This window comes from Massilia sp. W12 (assembly GCF_037300705.1).
In the GTDB taxonomy this organism is placed as follows: Bacteria; Pseudomonadota; Gammaproteobacteria; order Burkholderiales; family Burkholderiaceae_D; genus JACPVY01.
Window position 1 is genome coordinate 2,141,769 of record NZ_CP147776.1, and the last position, 15,756, is coordinate 2,157,524.

At 60.1% G+C, this 15,756-nt stretch carries 13 protein-coding genes and 1 tRNA gene; 8 read left to right on the forward strand and 6 right to left on the reverse strand.

The window, feature by feature from the left end; all coding sequences use genetic code 11:
* Positions 1-83 precede the first annotated feature (83 nt).
* Entirely contained in the window at positions 84-1,358 is a 1,275-nt protein-coding gene (locus tag V8J88_RS08590) for a DUF3142 domain-containing protein (RefSeq protein WP_338848991.1), read from the forward strand.
* A gap of 8 nt (positions 1,359-1,366) precedes the next feature.
* On the opposite strand, the gene V8J88_RS08595 is transcribed toward V8J88_RS08590, so the two are convergent.
* The 3 genes from V8J88_RS08595 to V8J88_RS08605 are packed head-to-tail and all read right to left on the reverse strand — an operon-like array spanning position 1,367 to position 6,576.
* The gene (locus V8J88_RS08595) at positions 1,367-4,165 is read right to left on the reverse strand and encodes an Hsp70 family protein (protein WP_338848992.1); all 2,799 of its coding nucleotides are present in this window, start codon (positions 4,163-4,165) and stop codon (positions 1,367-1,369) included.
* Between the two features lie 3 nt (positions 4,166-4,168).
* Positions 4,169-6,019 (reverse strand): Hsp70 family protein, encoded by a 1,851-nt coding sequence (locus tag V8J88_RS08600; RefSeq protein WP_338848994.1) that lies wholly within the window; start codon positions 6,017-6,019, stop codon positions 4,169-4,171.
* The gene (locus V8J88_RS08605) at positions 6,016-6,576 is read right to left on the reverse strand and encodes a DUF2760 domain-containing protein (protein ID WP_338848996.1); all 561 of its coding nucleotides are present in this window, start codon (positions 6,574-6,576) and stop codon (positions 6,016-6,018) included. Before V8J88_RS08605 ends, V8J88_RS08600 begins: the two co-directional genes overlap by 4 nt.
* Before the next feature lie 371 nt (positions 6,577-6,947).
* On the opposite strand from V8J88_RS08605, the gene V8J88_RS08610 reads away from it, so the two are divergent.
* Positions 6,948-7,373 (forward strand): hypothetical protein, encoded by a 426-nt coding sequence (locus V8J88_RS08610; protein ID WP_338848998.1) that lies wholly within the window; start codon positions 6,948-6,950, stop codon positions 7,371-7,373.
* 49 nt (positions 7,374-7,422) lie between these two features.
* Here V8J88_RS08610 and V8J88_RS08615 read toward each other — a convergent pair whose 3' ends face one another.
* Complete coding sequence (locus tag V8J88_RS08615) at positions 7,423-9,213, reverse strand: ABC transporter ATP-binding protein (protein ID WP_338848999.1); 1,791 nt, start codon at positions 9,211-9,213, stop codon at positions 7,423-7,425.
* Positions 9,214-9,330: 117 nt separating this feature from the next.
* Here V8J88_RS08615 and V8J88_RS08620 point away from each other — a divergent pair.
* The 3 genes from V8J88_RS08620 (at position 9,331) to V8J88_RS08630 (ending at position 11,992) form a co-directional block, all read left to right on the forward strand.
* Positions 9,331-9,423, forward strand: a tRNA-Leu gene (locus V8J88_RS08620).
* Between the two features lie 254 nt (positions 9,424-9,677).
* Positions 9,678-10,889 (forward strand): SDR family oxidoreductase, encoded by a 1,212-nt coding sequence (locus tag V8J88_RS08625; RefSeq protein WP_338849000.1) that lies wholly within the window; start codon positions 9,678-9,680, stop codon positions 10,887-10,889.
* 2 nt (positions 10,890-10,891) lie between these two features.
* A complete protein-coding gene (locus V8J88_RS08630; protein WP_338849001.1) occupies positions 10,892-11,992 on the forward strand; it encodes a sulfotransferase in 1,101 nt (366 codons plus the stop codon).
* A gap of 2 nt (positions 11,993-11,994) precedes the next feature.
* Here the strand turns inward: V8J88_RS08630 and V8J88_RS08635 are convergent, their stop codons facing one another.
* Positions 11,995-12,405: a glycine zipper 2TM domain-containing protein gene (locus V8J88_RS08635; protein ID WP_338849002.1), complete on the reverse strand. Its 411-nt coding sequence runs from the start codon at positions 12,403-12,405 to the stop codon at positions 11,995-11,997.
* A 30-nt stretch (positions 12,406-12,435) separates the two neighbouring features.
* On the opposite strand from V8J88_RS08635, the gene V8J88_RS08640 reads away from it, so the two are divergent.
* Positions 12,436-12,636, forward strand: coding sequence for a hypothetical protein (locus tag V8J88_RS08640; RefSeq protein ID WP_338849003.1), 201 nt, complete (start codon positions 12,436-12,438; stop codon positions 12,634-12,636).
* Positions 12,637-12,843: 207 nt separating this feature from the next.
* Positions 12,844-13,599 (forward strand): class I SAM-dependent methyltransferase, encoded by a 756-nt coding sequence (locus V8J88_RS08645; protein ID WP_338849004.1) that lies wholly within the window; start codon positions 12,844-12,846, stop codon positions 13,597-13,599.
* A gap of 93 nt (positions 13,600-13,692) precedes the next feature.
* Here V8J88_RS08645 and V8J88_RS08650 read toward each other — a convergent pair whose 3' ends face one another.
* The gene (locus V8J88_RS08650) at positions 13,693-14,490 is read right to left on the reverse strand and encodes an outer membrane protein assembly factor BamD (protein WP_338849006.1); all 798 of its coding nucleotides are present in this window, start codon (positions 14,488-14,490) and stop codon (positions 13,693-13,695) included.
* A 110-nt stretch (positions 14,491-14,600) separates the two neighbouring features.
* Here V8J88_RS08650 and V8J88_RS08655 point away from each other — a divergent pair, with 110 nt between their 5' ends.
* Complete coding sequence (locus tag V8J88_RS08655; RefSeq protein WP_338849007.1) at positions 14,601-15,752, forward strand: RluA family pseudouridine synthase; 1,152 nt, start codon at positions 14,601-14,603, stop codon at positions 15,750-15,752.
* Positions 15,753-15,756: the final 4 nt, after the last annotated feature.

Consider the following 15,756-nt stretch of genomic DNA (forward strand, 5'->3'; position numbering starts at 1 on the left):
TGAGTCTGATATGGATGTAACGCAGCATGCCCTGTTTCGGGGTTGGCGCGCAAACAGAATATTTGTCAGTAAATTTTGCAAACGTGAATAAATGTAAAACCCTCATCCGTCAACTGCTGTGCGGCCTGCTCTGTCTGGGGCTGGCGGCTTGTCAGCCGTCGGTCACGGATGACAAGCGCGCGCAGCAGGAGCCGCGCCGCTTAACCCACGACGCCTACATCTGGCAGCGCGTCTGGTTTGCGGAATTGGGGGATGCGATTGACAGCTCCAGCCAGTGGCTGACGCAATGGCGGGTGCTGGTGGCGCAATTGGATGGCAATGGCGCCTGGCAACGCAGCGCCTGGCAGGGCGCGCCGCTGCGCATGTCGGGGCTGCCGCTGGTGGCCGTGTTCCGCCTGGAGGGCAACTTGGCGATGCACCAGCGCAAGCAAGTGATACAGCAATTGGTGCGCCATATGAAGGAATTGCGCGCCAGCGGATTGTTGTGGCAGGGCATGGAAATCGACCACGACGCCGCCAGCGCTGACTTGCAACAATACGCCCTGTTTTTGCAAGAGCTGCGCGCCAAACTGCATGCCGCCGGCTTGTATCCCGCCATCTCCGTCACCGCATTGCCGGACTGGCTGACGCATAACGCATACGCCGAAGTGGAAGCCGCCAGCAATCATGTGGTGCTGCAATTGCACGGCCCGCATTTAAATCCGGGACAGATTTTTGACGCCAAGCATGCGCAAACCTGGGTGCGCCAATTGGCCGCACGCAGTCAGCGCCCATTCTGGATTGCGCTGCCCAACTATGGCGTGCGTCTGCATTGGGACGCACCGCACACTGCAGCGCGGGTTGAAGCGGAAGCGCCGCTGGCCAAAAAAGGCATGCGCATGCGAGAAGTGCTGGTCTCGCCGCGCGCGGTGCAGGCGTTTATTCATCAACTGGAACAACATGGCGCACCGCCGAATTTGCATGGAATAGTCTGGTTCCGCCTGCCCACTGCGCGCGACCAGCGCAGCTGGAGCCTGGCCACCTGGCAGGCGGTATTGCGCGGCGAACGTTTAAACACCGCTTTATACGCCGAATTGCAACCGGCCCCGCGCCATCCCGGCTGGCAGCGCTTGCAAGTGCAAAATGAAGGCGTGCTTGATCTTCCCTTGCCGGGACAGGTTTTGGTGCAAGGCGAATGCAGTCTGGTGGATGGCGAAGCCGACTTGCGCTACCGGGTTGAGGAAAGCTTGCAAGGCGGCCTGCCGGAGTTGCGCTTTACCCGCCGTGGCCCGGAAATGGGACGCATCCGCGCCCAGCAGGAATTCACCCTGGCCACCATCACCTGCAAAGACGCAGCGCGCCTGCGCTTGATTCCATAAAGCCCTTGTCAGCCGGCTTTCAGCAAACGCAAACCCGGCGGCAGGCTCTCGCCCAATAAGCGCTGTTGCGCCTGACTGTCCAGCTGTGTCACTTCCAGCAGCATCGTGCGCCAGATCTGCGGCGCATCGACTTCACACAAGCGCGCATGCACCGCTTGGCGCAATTCCGGCTTGATATCGCGGCTGCGCTCCCCGCTCATGCGCGCCAGATGGGCCGCGCAAAAGGCGCAACTCTCCACCTTGCGCCAATCGTAAGCCAGCAACTGCTGCAACCAGTCTTCCACCTGTTCCAGCGCCGCCAGTTGCTGCCACTGCGCATGCAGCGGCACGCGCGCACCCAGGCGCGCCAAGGCCCAAAAGCGGATATCCTGCGCGGCATCGCCAGCCGGGGCCTGGGCCGCATGCTGTAACAGCCAATTGCCGATTTCCGCCTTGTATTCGGCAGGAATGCGCTCTAAAGTCGCGCCCAGGCGCAACATATCGGCATATTGCCCGCGCACCGTATGGCCGCCTTGCGCGGCCCAATCTTCCTCTGTCCCTTGCAAATTCAGCGCAAAATCGTCGAGCAGGCGCAATTGTTGATCTTGCTGCAAGCCGCCGGCCACGCGCCGCCACATCGTCCACCACTCGACACAGGTTTGTTTATCCTGGCGAAATTGCACCCCTTGTGCAAACAGCGGCCAGAGTTGATTTAAACGCCACTCATCCAGCGCATCGCCAAAACCGGGACGCAGGCAATAGCCGCTTAAATTCAACCAGAGTTTTTCATGCTCCACGCTGCGACGGCGGTTTTTGGCGCGCGCAAGGAGCGCGTCAGCCAGCTTGCGCGTTAAACGCAAACCCCAGCGCTCGCGCGGCCCTAATAATTGCTCCAGCTGGGCGCGCAACTGGCGCACTTCTTTTGCCCCCAATTGCTGGCCGCGATTGCCAAACACCCGCTCAATCTGCTCCAAGGCTTGCGGCAGGCGCTCCGGCAATTCCTCAATCTCCAGCGCCTCATCAATCTGCGCGCTCTTGAGTTGAAACGGCAGCAGCCAGCGCCGCCCATCCTGGGCCACACAATGCATTTCCAGCACGCCCAGCTCAGTCAAAGAGCAAGCCAATTGCACCTGCACCTCTGGTTTGCCGCCGGCATCTGCTGGCAAGACCAGGGCCAAGGGCGGCAGCGGATGAAAATCCTCCGCCGCAAACGGCAGCAAAGCGCCGGCGGCTGCGCTGCTGGCGGCTTGATGTCCGGCCCCGGCATACACCAGATGAAATTGCACCGGCTGGCCTAAGCGCAAAGCAAATTGCTGTCCCTGCAATAGGATTTCCTGTCCCGGCGCGGCGCCGCGCGGCAGTACGCAGACCGCCTGCTTGTGCGCGCCATGCTGCAACAACAGAAAATAACTGTGTGCGCTGCTGCTCTCGATCGCCGGCGCGCGTCCTTGCCGCGCCAGGGCGAACGCCACCGCGCCGCGCGCCACCGCCAGATCCGGGTCGGTATGCGGCAAGACATGCGGCGGTGCGCCGCGCCACGCCGTCAATTGCGCAGTCACGCGCGCTTGCAGCAGCGCCGAGCGGAACACGCCGCCATTAAACAAAAGCGTATCCGGCCAGGGCGTGGGCGCGTCATCCGCCACCTGCAGCGCCTGGCGGATCGCCTGCGCATGCTCAGCCAGGAATTGCGCCAGATGACGTGTCACCGCTGCATCGCTGGCGTAAGGCAAACCGAATTCAGACAAACCGCTGCGCAGGCGCCGTTGCGGACGCGCGCTGGCGTCCACCAGCGGAAAAAAACCATCCAACAGCAGCGCTTGCGCCTCGGCTTTGGCGAGGCTGATGGTTTTACTGCCGCCGATCAAGCTGCCACCGCTGCCCAGCAGGGTAATATTCACACTCTCCGGCGCATCTGCGGCCAATAATTCTTCCTTGGCTGCGCGGCAACGCTCCATCAATTGCGCCAGCCGGCTGGCGGAAAGCTTTTGCGGCAGCGCAAAGCGCTGTTCAGCCAAATGCGCCAACGCCAAATCCATATTGTCGCCGCCCAGCATCAAATGCTCGCCAACCCCGATGCGGGACAGCTTTGGGGCGGAGTGTTGCGCCTCATCTTGCGGCGTAATCGCGATCAAAGAAAAATCACAGGTGCCGCCGCCCACATCCACCACCAGCGCTAAGCGGCTGTTGGCAAGTTCGGCGCGCAGGTTTTTTTGATGCCGGTACAGCCAATCGTAAAACGCCGCCTGCGGCTCTTCCAGCAAACGCGGCGCAGGCAAGCCGGCGTCTTGCGCCGCCTGCAAGGTGAGGGCGCGCGCGCCTTCGTCAAACGAGGCCGGCACCGTCAGCACTAATTCTTGCGCGGCTAAGGGGTCTTGCGGAAAAGCGTGATCCCAGGCTTGCCGCAGATACGCCAGATATGAGCTGGAGGCGGCCAGCGGGGAAATCTTGTCCACCCCTTGCGCGCCCCATGGCAAGAGCGCTGCGCTGCGGTCAATCGCCGGGTGCGACAACCAGCTTTTCGCGCTGCTGACCAGCCGGCCCGGCGTTTGCGCCCCCAGCTGGCGCGCATAACGGCCCAACACCGGCTGCCCGTCTGTCCCGTGAGCCCAGGGCAAGTCAAGCGAGGCGCTGGCCAATTCCCCCGCCAGCGCGTGGTAGCGCACCGACGGCAAGAGCGGCAGCGCCTGCACCGCGCCCGGCCCATCCAACTGCGGCACAGGCAATAAATTGATCTGGCGCTGCGCGGCGCGACTGCTCGCCAGGGCATACGACAGGGCGCAATTGGTGGTGCCCAGGTCAATGCCGACAATGTATTTGGCGCGCGCCATGGCTTATTGACGCAGATTGAAGGCGATATTCCAGCGCTGGCCATCGCGTGCCACCGCCGCCAATTCCAGCGTGCCGGCTTCCGACGCCAGCGCCTGCAGACGCACCGCCACCACTTGCCCGGCGCCGGCATTCTCGCCCGCCGGCAAGGCTAATTGCAGCGGCGGCAATTCTTCCAGCGCATCCGCGTCCGGCCCTTCGAGCAAGGCGCCGATCGCATCTGTGCGCCGCACCGACGAAGCAAAGAAGCGGAAAGTGACAGGCTCGCCGACCACCAGGCCGAGTTCCTCGCCCGGCAAATCCAGCGCATGGCCTTCTTCCATGCCGAACGGGGCCACGCACAGCGCTTGCAGCGGCGGCTCAAAGCCCGGAATCGCCGGCATATTCGACTCAATCCCAATGTAGAAGGCTTGCGCCGTGCCGCCCCGGATGCGCACACCCTTGCCGCGTTTCACGTAGCCGTAATAGGCCGCGCCACGCGCCACCGCCAAATCCAGATCCGCCCCTTGCAAACGGCGCGCAGGCGCAGCGCCGGCCGCCTGCAGCCAGCCATTGATGGTGTCCAGACAGCGTTGCGCCAGCACTTCGCCCTTGAACACGCCGCCATTGAATAAAATCGCCGAGGGACGCAGAAAATCTGCCCCGCCCGCAGCAAAGCCGTTTAAGGCATCGGTCGCTTGCGCCTGGCGCGCCAGCAGCGCGGCCAGATGGCGCGTCACGCCCGGATCATGCGCATACGGCAAGCCGATTTGCGTCAAGCCGATACGGGGACGGGTTTGCGGTCTGGCCTCAGCGCCGACTTGCGGGAAAAAACCTTCCAGAATGATTTGCGTCACTTCGGCGCGCGTCAATTCGCTGCGGATCGAGCCGCCGATCAGCTTCGAGCCGCGCGAAGGAATCAGTAAAGGGGCAGATTCCAGCGCAGCATCGGACAACAGCGCTTCTTTGGCGCTGCGGCAAGCCAGCGTCAGCGCGCGCATTTGCCAGGCGTCCAGCTGTGCGCCGCCGTTTTGCGCAATCTTGCGCGCCACCACATGCGCCAGCGTCAAATCCATATTGTCGCCGCCCAACAAAATATGCTCGCCCACCGCAATCCGCTGCAATTCCAGATTGCCATCCTGCTCTGTCACCGCGATCAGCGAAAAGTCACTGGTGCCGCCGCCCACGTCAATCACCAGCAGCACATCGCCCGGTTTGACTTGCTTGCGCCAGTTCGCATCATCTGCAGCGCTATTGTTTTGAATCCAGCTGTACAGCGCGGCTTGCGGCTCTTCCAGCAGCGTCAGGGACGGATAGCCGGCCAGCTGCGCCGCTTCCAGCGTCAATTCACGCGCCGCCGGGTCGAAGGATGCCGGAATCGTGATCGTGATGTGTTGTTCAGCAAACGGGGCTTGCGGGTAGGCATGGTTCCAGGCCGCTTGCAAATGTTGCAAATAGCGGGTTGAGGCTTCCAGCGGTGAAATGCGCGTCACTTCCGGCGGCGCCTGTTCCGGCAAAATCGCGCCGCGCCGCTCCACGCCGGCGTGACACAGCCAGCTTTTGGCCGAAGACACCAGACGGATCGGCGTGCCCGCGCCGCGCGTGCGCGCAAATTCGCCGGCAAAGGCGGGCGGATTGTTGTTTGCGCTTTGCCAGGGCATGCTCAAATCGCCGGGCGCAAACTCGCTTTCATGCGGCAGATATAAAAAAGAGGGTAATAAGGGCAGGGCTTGCACATTGCCGGCGCTGGAGAGTTGCGGCACAGACAACACGCCTTGCACGGCCTGTTCGCCATCGCTGCTTGCCAAATCCACCCAGGCCAGCGCGCAATGCGTGGTGCCCAGGTCAATCCCGATGCTGTAACGCGCCCCGCTCATACTTCCACCTCGGCTTGCGCCAGAATGCGGGTGTCGTGGCCGGCGGCGAGTTGCGGCAGGCGCACATCAGTCGCTTGCCAGCCGCGATGGGTGAGGGTGCCGGCAAACGGCGGCGCGCCCGCCACATTGCCGCTCACATGCAGGCTGGCGGCGTCATAGCCGGCCTGCACCTGATAAGGGCTGCCTTCCTCGGCTTGCAACACCGGGGCCAGGCTGAAATGTTCACGCAAGACCTTGCCGCAACCCTCATGCACCAGACGCGCAGCGGCGCCGATATCAGCATCCGCATGACCGCGCAAATCCTCATGCACAAAATCAAGCAAACGCGCATCGCGCTGCAGCAGGGCCAGCAATTGCAAGGCGCTGGCGCTGTCGGCGTGCTTGAGTTCAGGCGCGGGGGCGGGGACTGGGGCCGGCACAGGGGCCGGCGCCGGGGCGGGAGCGGGCGGCGGGTTGTCCAGCTGCTGCACGCGCAGCGCATAGGCGCCGTCAAACAAAATCGCAAACAGTGCGCGCAACGCTAAGGGAATGCGGGCGAGGAAAGATGGCTGATTCATATTTTTTCCTGGTGATGCGGCCGTAAGCCGCAAAAACAAGGCAGGCGGCGCACACGCGGCCTGCCGGTGAATTCGGTGGCAGCACTATGGGGCTGCCGCGCGGGATTATACCTGAGAGGGAGAACAGGCTGGCGCCGGCCTTTGTGTTAAGGAAGCATCGTCATTGTTCTTGCCCGGTGTGGATAGTGATGTAAGTCTGCTTTACACCTGAATTATGTATGGTTCGGTAAGAGACTATGCATTACGATGAGGCTTTCAATCATGGTATTCAGCAGCAATGCCATATGTGACTATTAAAAAAGTTCATAGATTGCTCAGCATTGGCATAATCAGCATAGATTTGGATCAATGCCGAATCAGAAAAGGATGTTATGAAAAAAACAAGGCACATCCTCATCGCCGCCATGATGCTGCCTGGCCTCAGTCTGGCCGGGACGATATCTGATGGCAAAGTGTGGCAAAGCTCACATCTGCAACTTGAATTACATGAAGTGGGTGGCGTCTGCCTGATTCGCGCCGGTAAATCGGATGCGGCATCAATTGATGTCAAATTGCCCGGCGCCTGCCAATTCCATTTGAATAAGCATGGCGTGATTCGGGAAGTGAAGCAGGGCAAGCACCTGTATTTGATGATTGAATCAGCGCGCAAGCTGCCGGACAGCAATGATTGTGAAACCCATTTGCGCGCTGTCAGGGTGAGCGGCAAGCGTTGGCAGCTATCCGATTTCCAGGATAAAGTCGCCAGCTGTCCGCCATTTCAATGGGATGCCATGGTGTTTGGGGCTTTGTTCAAGTGAAGTAAGCCAGTGCAGGGGGCAATAGCGCAGCGTATTGCACCATCCGCTTTTACCTCTGCCCCGTCTGCAGCCGCCACAATTGCGCATACACCCCATTTTTCGCCAGCAGACTGTCATGCTCGCCGGATTCAACGATGCGGCCCGCTTCCAGCACATGAATCTGATGCGCATGACGCACCGTGGAGAGGCGGTGCGCAATGATCAGGGTGCTGCGGTTTTGCGTCACCACGTCCAGCGAACGTTGAATTGCGGCTTCGGTTTCATTGTCCACCGCGCTGGTGGCCTCGTCCAAGACCAGGATTTCCGGGTTTTTTAAGAGCGCGCGCGCCAGCGCCAGGCGTTGGCGCTGGCCGCCGGAGAGTTTTTGCCCGCGTTCGCCAATTTGCGTCGCATAGCCTTGCGGCAGGGCGCTGATGAAATCATGCGCTTCGGCGGCGCGTGCGGCGGCTTCGATTTGCGCGTCTGTCGCTTCCACCCCGTAGGCAATGTTTTCGCGCACCGTGCCATCCGTTAAAAACACATCCTGGCTGACATAGCCTATGCTGCGGCGCAGGGCGCGCAAGTCCAGGCTGGCGATGTCCTGGCCATCCAGCAAAATCTGCCCGCTTTGCGGCGTGTAAAAACGCAGCAAGAGTTTGACCAGGGTACTCTTGCCGGAGCCGGTGGCGCCAACTAAGGCCACGGTTTGCCCGGCCGGCAGGTGCAAGTCGATATCGCTTAAGAGCTGTTGCTCGCCATAGCTGAAATTGAGTTGTTTGAATTGCAGTTCTCCGCGCACGCCACTCTTGGGCAGCGCTGCGCCTTCATAGGCGATGCCGACCGGGGTTTGCAGCAAGTCCAGCACGCGCGTTATGGAAGCCATGGAGCGTTGATACAGGTCGGCGATTTCCGCAAGTCCCGTCAGCGGCCACAGCAGACGTTGGGTTAAATACACCAGCACGGAATAACTGCCGACTCCAATCGCGCCGCTCAGCGCCAAATGTCCGCCATACACCAGGGTGGTGACAAAGCCGGCCAGAATCGCCATGCGGATCACCGGCGTGATGGCGCTCGATACCGCAATCGCCGCCGCATTTTTTTCGCGGTAAGCCTGGCTGGCTTGCTCCATATGGCGCGCTTCAAATTCTTCTGCGGTGAAGGCTTTGATGGTGGACAGACCCAGCAGATTATTATTCAAGCGGCTGTTGATCACGCCGGCGGCTTCGCGTACTTCGGCATAGCGCGGCGCCAGGCTGCGCTGGAACCAGAAGGCGCCATACAAAATAAAGGGGACGGGCAGCAGCGAGACCACGGCCAGTTGCGGGGCCAGCGCGAAAAACACCGCGCCCACCATGATGGAGGAACACAACACCTGGATAATGCTGTTGGCGCCGCTGTTTAAAAAGCGCTCCATCTGATTGATGTCTTCGTTCAAAATCGACATCAGGCGTCCGGTGCTGCGGTTTTCAAAATACTGCATCGGCAGTTTTTGCACATGGCGATACGCTTCCAGGCGCAAATCGTGTTGCATGGATTGCGCCAGATTGCGCCATTTCAGATTGTATAAATATTCAAACAGCGATTCGCCGCCCCAGATCAGCAGGGTCAGCAAGCCCAGCAAGAGCAGCTGCTGCATTACGTCTGTCACGCCCAGCCGCGCTAAAAAAGAGGCTTGGCGATTGACCACCACATCCACCGCCACCCCGATCAAGACTTCCGGCAGGATGTCAAAAAATTTATTCAGAACCGAGTACAGCGTGGCCAGACGGGCGTCGCGCTTGTAGTGGGCGGCGTGGGCGAACAGGCGTTTGAGCGGGGACGGATGCGAGGTTGGGGACGCAGAGGAGGGCGCTTGGCTCATTTTTTTGCGGGGCGAAAAACTGAGATTGTAGCTGTTTTGCAGATTTCTGCGTGGATCAGCCCCCATCAGCCGTTTTTTTTGTATAATGCCACCCTCTGTGCGGCTCCGCGCAGTTGTGCCCGAGTGGTGAAATTGGTAGACACATCGGACTTAAAATCCGCCGCTTTCCGTAAAAGGGGCGTGCCGGTTCGATTCCGGCCTCGGGCACCATTCCTTCCTGCTGTTCTCTGCTTTCCCTTCTTTTTTATCCTGACGCGCTGAATGTGGCAGCGTTGTTGCGCCCACGCTCGCGGCCTGGGACAGATTCAAATCAAGCCCGCAGCAGGCGCCGTGCTGGCGCCGGACTTGTGATTAATTCAGATTGAATCAAAAAGCGGTATAAAAATGCCTCATTGCCAACTTTTGTTTCCAATGTGAAATTTCCGTGCTACACTGCGCGCCGCTTCCAACCCCATTTGATACCCATGAATGCCTGCACTGATATCGGCGCACGTCCGCCTGTTGCACCCTTACGTCATGTGATCAGCGGCGCCACCGGCTTTGTCGGCGCGGCGCTCTTGCTTGAATTGCTTGAACACACGGCGGATAACTTTCTTTGCATTGTGCGGGCGGCGGATGATGCGGCGGCGCGTGCGCGCATTCATGCCCTGTTGCAAGAGGTGGGCCGTATGTATGAATGCGCGCCGCAGGCGCTGGCGCAGATTGCGACGCGGGTGGATGCGCGCGCGGGCGATGTCAACCTGCCTTTGTGCGGTTTGGATGCGGCCAATTTGCCCGCGGCGGATGTGTTTTGGCATGCCGCCGCTTCGCTCAAATATGAAGACCGCTATGCGCGCGAAATCATGCAAACCAATGTCAGCGGCACGCGCCATATGCTGGACTTGGCGCAGGCTCTCGGCGTGCGCGAGTGCAACACCATCAGCACCTGTTATGTCTCAGGCACAACATGCGGCCCGATTGGCGAGTCCTATGCCGGGCAGTTGGAGGCGAATAATCTGTATGAAAAATCGAAGATGGAGATGGAGGCGTTATTGCATGCGCCGCTGCCGTTTGCGGTGCGCATCTTCCGCCCGAGCATTGTGATTGGCCACAGCCGCACGCTGGCGGCGATGAATTTTTCCGGCATGTATGGCTTTATGCGCCAATTGCATGCTTTTCACCGTTTGATGCAGCGCACCCAGCCAGGTTTGCTTGAACGCGAGCCGCTGCGCTTGCGTGTGAGCGCCGGCTTGCGCCTGGATCTGGTGGCGGTGGATCAGGTTGCGCAGCGCATCCGCCGTTTGTGGCAGGCCACCGATGTGCGCGGCGCGCAGGCTGCGCAAATTGGGCAGCCGCTGTGTTTTCATATCAATAATCCAACCCCGCCGCTGCTCGATGATGTGATCCGCATTGTGTTTGAAACCTGTCGCATGCCGCCGCCGCTGATGTTGCGCAGCGCTGCGCAACATCAGGAAATGCAATGGCTGGATGAAAAATTCAACAGCCGCATCAGCTTTTACCGCGCCCAGTTTTATCAGGACAAACGCTTTTTGCGCAATCGCAGCGAAGCCTTGATCGGGCCGGACGAGGCGGCCCCGCATGTGCTCGATGATGCCAAATTGCGCGCCTATTGCGCCTGGTATCTGCAAGTGCTGGAAGCCGAATTGGCGGCGCAAAACCGTCCGGCGCAGAGGTGAGTATGCACAACGATTTCCCGCAGGTGTTTGTGGTCGGCACCGGGCGTTGCGGTTCGACCTTGCTCAGCCAGATGCTGAATTTGCATCCGCAAATCTTGAGTTTGTCGGAGTGTTTTTCGTTTTTAAGCGATTTGGGCTGCTTGCTGGAACAATGTTTTCCAGAGGGTGAGCTGGATGGCGCGGCGCTGTGGCGCATTTTGGGCGCGCAGCGTCCGCGTTTGAACGCCATGCTGCAGCACAGGGTGGAGATGGCGGAAGTGTTGTATCGCGTCGATGCGGCGGGACGGGCGTATGGGCGCGATGGCGTGCCGGCGCTCTTGCAAACCTGTTTGCCGCATTTGTGCGCATCTGCGCCGGAGCCTGATTTGGCGGCGCAGGAATGGTATGCGCGTCTGCAGGCGTTTTGTCTGGCGCTGCCGGCGGCTCCCATCGGTGCGCAATATCAGCGTGTGTTTGCCTGGCTGGCGCAGCAGATGCAGCGCCGCATCTGGGTTGAACGTTCGGGCGGCGGTTTGCGCATCATTGGCCGCTTGCTGCAGCATTTTCCGAATGCCCGCTTTGTGCATATTTTGCGCGATGGCCCGGACACTGCCTTGTCCATGAGCCGGCATCGCGGGTTTCGCATGGCCTTCGGGGTATATCAATTGATCGAGGTGTTAGGCCATGATCCCTGGGAAAATGCGGATCGCAGCTGGGAGGGCGATTTAAGCGATGAGCAGGCGGCGTTGTTGCCGGAAAATTTCAGCGCGCAGGCTTTACACGCTTTTGATGCGCCGGCCCCGCTGTGCGGCTTGTACTGGTCGGGCGAAATCATGCAGGGTTTGCCGCATTTGCTGGCGCTGCCGCCGCAACGCTGCCTGCATCTGCGCTATGAGGATTTATTAAGCCAGCCGGCGCAGTCGCTGGCGGCTTTGTATGACTTTATCAGCGGGCCGCAGCAAGCGCTGGACGCCGCCTTGCGCCACACCTGGTTGCAGCAGGCGCAAAGCCTGATCGCCAAGCCGTCCTCAGATTGGCGCAGCTTGGCGCCGCGCTTGCGCGAGCAAACCGCGCACGCCTGTGCGCCCGGCATGCAGGCGCTGCGTGCGGCGCAATTCTATTGACTTCAACGGCTATGCCAGGCGCCATTGGCTGAGACCACAGCCTGGCCCTGACGCCAGCCCGGATGTTGCGCATAGCGCATGGTTTGCTCGCCGCCGCCCTCCATTTTGATGCGGGTTTCATACACCACCTGATTGCCGCTGTGGTCGCGCTCAATCGCATCGCCGATGATGCCGCCGGCCACCACTCCGGCCACGGTGGCGATTTTGCGCCCATCGCCGCCGCCGATTTGATTGCCAATGATGCCGCCCACCACTGCGCCGGTGACGGCCCCCACGCCGCTGCTGCCAGCCGGCAGGCTGACCCGGCGCACTGACTGCACCACGCCGCAATTATTGCAATACGCCGGGGCCTGATACGCCACCGGCGCCGCATAGCTTTGCGCCGGCGGCGTCACATATACTCTTTTTTCCACATAACAATCGTCATGTCCGTGGCGATGGCCATGATGATGTGCATGATGATGGTGGTGTTTATGGTGGTGCTTGTGGTGATGCTTGTGATGATGGTGGCAATCGTGATGGTGGTGCTTGTGATCCGCCATGGCTGGCGCGGACAGGATCAGCAGGGCGCCCAGACTTGCCACGAATTTGAGGATTTGTCCGGCGGATGCGGCTTGCAGTGCGGTTTTCATGATCATTCCTGACATGTGACACAGATAGGCGGCAAACGCCGGCTTGCGCAGAAAAGATGACAATGTTGCATTGCAATAATTGTAATGAAATGCAAGCTGGGCGCGCCGGGTTTGATATTTTTTAAATATGCCGGCATCAAATTCCATCTATGATTTGCTACTCTGGGCGCAGCGCTTCAAGCCTGCGCCCGCTTTTTCACTCTCGAAAGGAAACCTTGTATGCAGCAGAGCAGCCTGGTCAGTCAACAATTCGGCAATCAAGCGCAGGCTTATTTGCGCAGCGCAGTGCACGCCCAGGGGGCGGAACTGCAGCGCATGACGGATTTGGCGCGCGCCAGCGCGGCGCTGCATGCCCTGGATTTGGGTTGCGGCGCCGGGCATGTCAGTTTTGCCCTGGCTGCCGGCGGCGCGACTGTCACCGCCTATGATGTTTCGCCCAAGATGCTGGAAGTGGTGGGGCAGGAGGCGCAGCGGCGCGCTTGCCGCCTCAGCCTGCGCCAGGGGCAGGCGGAGCGCCTGCCGTTTGCCGACGCCAGCTTTGATCTGGTGGCCAGCCGGTTTTCCGCCCATCATTGGGAAGATGTGCCGGCGGCCTTGGCCGAAGTGCGGCGGGTCTTAAAGCCTGGCGGGCAATGCATTCTGGTGGATGTGATTGCGCCGCCGCAGCCCCTGTTTGACACCGTATTGCAAACGGTGGAAATTTTGCGCGATCCTTCCCATGTGCGCGACTACAGCGCCAGCCAGTGGCGGGAAATGGCGCTGCAAGCCGGCTTGGCCTGCGGCGAGTTCATGCAATGGAAGCTGACCATGGTGTTTGATGTCTGGATTGCACGCATGAACACCAGCTTGCAGCGTGCTGATGCGATTCGCGATGTGTTTGATCAGGCGGCACAGGAAGTGCGCAGCTATTTCAATGTGCAGCCGGATTATTCCTGGGATATGGATGTGATGTGGCTGGCGATGACAGCGCCATAAGCAGCAGGCCGGGTGGTCGCTGCGCGAGAACCCGGCGTCCGACAACTGGATGATCAAAGGAAGCGGAGCGGGCGATACCCGCCCTTTACCCCGTCACCAGAATTTCCACCAGGCCTTATCCTGTTGCAAACCATTGCCCAGATAGGCGCTCTTGGGATAGTTCAGCTTAAACACGCGCAGCGCATCATCGCGCAAATCGTTCAAGCCCATCTTGTCATAGGCTTGCGCCATGATCCACAAAGCCTCTTCAACCGCCGGCGAGCCGTTATAATCGCGCACCGCAGTTTGCGCCCGGTTGGCCGCCGCCAGATACGCGCCGCGCCGCATATAGTAGCGCGCCACATGCACTTCATATTGCGCCATGGCGTTGATCAAATACTTCATGCGCGCCACCGCATCCGGCGTATATTGGCTGGCGGGGAATTTTTCCGCTAATTGGCGGAAAGCATCAAACGCTTCGCGCGTGGCTTTTGAGTCGCGCTCGGTCGGATCCTGATCGTAGATGGCGTGCAGGAAATCTTTTTTGTCGTTGAAATTGACCAGTCCGCGCAGATAGTACATATAGTCCACGCTGGGGTGGTTGGGGTGCAGCTTGATAAAACGCTCGATGGCCGCCAGGGCTTGCGCCTGGTCGCCCTGCTTGTAGTGGGCGTAGGCGATTTCCATCTGCGATTGCTGGGCGTAAGTGCCGAAAGGGAAGCGCGCTTCGAGTTTTTCAAACAACTGCACCGCACGTTCGTAATTGCCGTTCGTCAGGTCTTCCTTGGCCTCCGTGTACAATTTAGTGGCGGTCCAGTTTTTGGTCTCGTCGGCGCGGTCAGGGAACAGGCCGCAGGCCGACAGCGATACGCACAGGAGCGCGGCGACCAGGGTTTTGCTGTGTTTATGCATAAAGGCTGACAAAAAATGGATAGAGCGCGGGCAAGGAATTGCTCGCCGTTTTCAAAACAGGCAGATTATAGCCTAAGGGCTGGCCGATGAATTAACCTGGAATCGAAGTAATGACAAAGAATAAGAGAACCGGCGGTCGCTCCGCTGATGAAGAATTGAAACCGCGCCGTCCCTCGAATCAGGATTATGTGCAAATGATCGTGATCGGCGAAGAGGAAGACGATGAAGATTGGGACGATGAAGAGGACGGCTTGCCGGATGAAGACTTCCAGCACAGCGCGACCAGCTTTGCCGCCGGCACAGAATTTGCGCCGCCGCCCGATTTAAGCCCGCTCAGCCTGACGCTGCAGGAAGAAGACGCCGGTTTGCGGCTGGACAAAGCGCTGGCCATGCATTTACCGCAATTTTCGCGCAGCCGCCTGCAAACCTGGTTAGAGCAAGGCCATATTCTGATCGACGGCAAACCGGCGCGCGCCAAGCATATTGTGAGCGGCGATGAGGAAGTTGAAGTCATTCCGCAAATCGAACCGCAACACCAGGCTTTCACCGCGCAGGAAGTGGCGCTGGACGTGGTGTATCAGGATGACAGCCTGCTGGTGTTGCACAAACCGGCCGGGCTGGTGGTGCATCCCGGCGCCGGCAACTGGTCGGGCACCTTGTTAAACGGCTTATTGCACGCCTATCCGGAATTGGCGAATGTGCCACGGGCCGGCATCGTGCACCGCCTGGATAAAGACACCAGCGGTTTGATGGTGGTGGCAAAAACCCTGGAAGCGCATATTGATCTGGTGCGCCAGCTGCAAGCGCGCAGCGTCAAGCGCGAATACCTGGCCCTGGTCTGGGGCCGTCCGCGCGTGCAGGGTACAATTGACGCCGCCATGAGCCGCCATCCGCGCGACCGCATCAAAATGGCGGTTTCCAAACACCCCGACGCCAAGGCCGCACGCACCCATTACCACGCATTGGCCAGCGGCGAGTGTGAAGGCAAGCCGGTGGCGCTGGTGCGCTGCAGCCTGGAAACCGGGCGCACCCATCAAATCCGCGTGCATATGTCGCATTTGGGTTTTCCCCTGGTGGGCGACAATCTGTACGGCAAGCCGCATCTGCAAGGCGCATTCACGCGTCAGGCCCTGCATGCGCAACGCCTGGGGCTGGTGCATCCGGCCAGCGGCGAGGCGATGCAGTGGGAAGTCGCGTTGCCGCAAGACATGCAAGACTTGCTGCAAAAAAGCGGGATTGATCTCGCTGTCTGCACAGCGTAAGGGC

Excerpts from the sequence above, each read along its gene's own strand:
- V8J88_RS08595 (WP_338848992.1), bottom strand. The coding sequence starts at position 4,165 with ATGGCGCGCGCCAAATACATTGTCGGCATTGACCTGGGCACCACCAAT.
- V8J88_RS08600 (WP_338848994.1), bottom strand. The coding sequence starts at position 6,019 with ATGAGCGGGGCGCGTTACAGCATCGGGATTGACCTGGGCACCACGCAT.
- V8J88_RS08605 (WP_338848996.1), bottom strand. The coding sequence starts at position 6,576 with ATGAATCAGCCATCTTTCCTCGCCCGCATTCCCTTAGCGTTGCGCGCA.
- V8J88_RS08610 (WP_338848998.1), top strand. The coding sequence starts at position 6,948 with ATGAAAAAAACAAGGCACATCCTCATCGCCGCCATGATGCTGCCTGGC.
- V8J88_RS08615 (WP_338848999.1), bottom strand. The coding sequence starts at position 9,213 with ATGAGCCAAGCGCCCTCCTCTGCGTCCCCAACCTCGCATCCGTCCCCG.
- V8J88_RS08625 (WP_338849000.1), top strand. The coding sequence starts at position 9,678 with ATGAATGCCTGCACTGATATCGGCGCACGTCCGCCTGTTGCACCCTTA.
- V8J88_RS08630 (WP_338849001.1), top strand. The coding sequence starts at position 10,892 with ATGCACAACGATTTCCCGCAGGTGTTTGTGGTCGGCACCGGGCGTTGC.
- V8J88_RS08640 (WP_338849003.1), top strand. The coding sequence starts at position 12,436 with ATGATGATGTGCATGATGATGGTGGTGTTTATGGTGGTGCTTGTGGTG.
- V8J88_RS08645 (WP_338849004.1), top strand. The coding sequence starts at position 12,844 with ATGCAGCAGAGCAGCCTGGTCAGTCAACAATTCGGCAATCAAGCGCAG.
- V8J88_RS08650 (WP_338849006.1), bottom strand. The coding sequence starts at position 14,490 with ATGCATAAACACAGCAAAACCCTGGTCGCCGCGCTCCTGTGCGTATCG.
- V8J88_RS08655 (WP_338849007.1), top strand. The coding sequence starts at position 14,601 with ATGACAAAGAATAAGAGAACCGGCGGTCGCTCCGCTGATGAAGAATTG.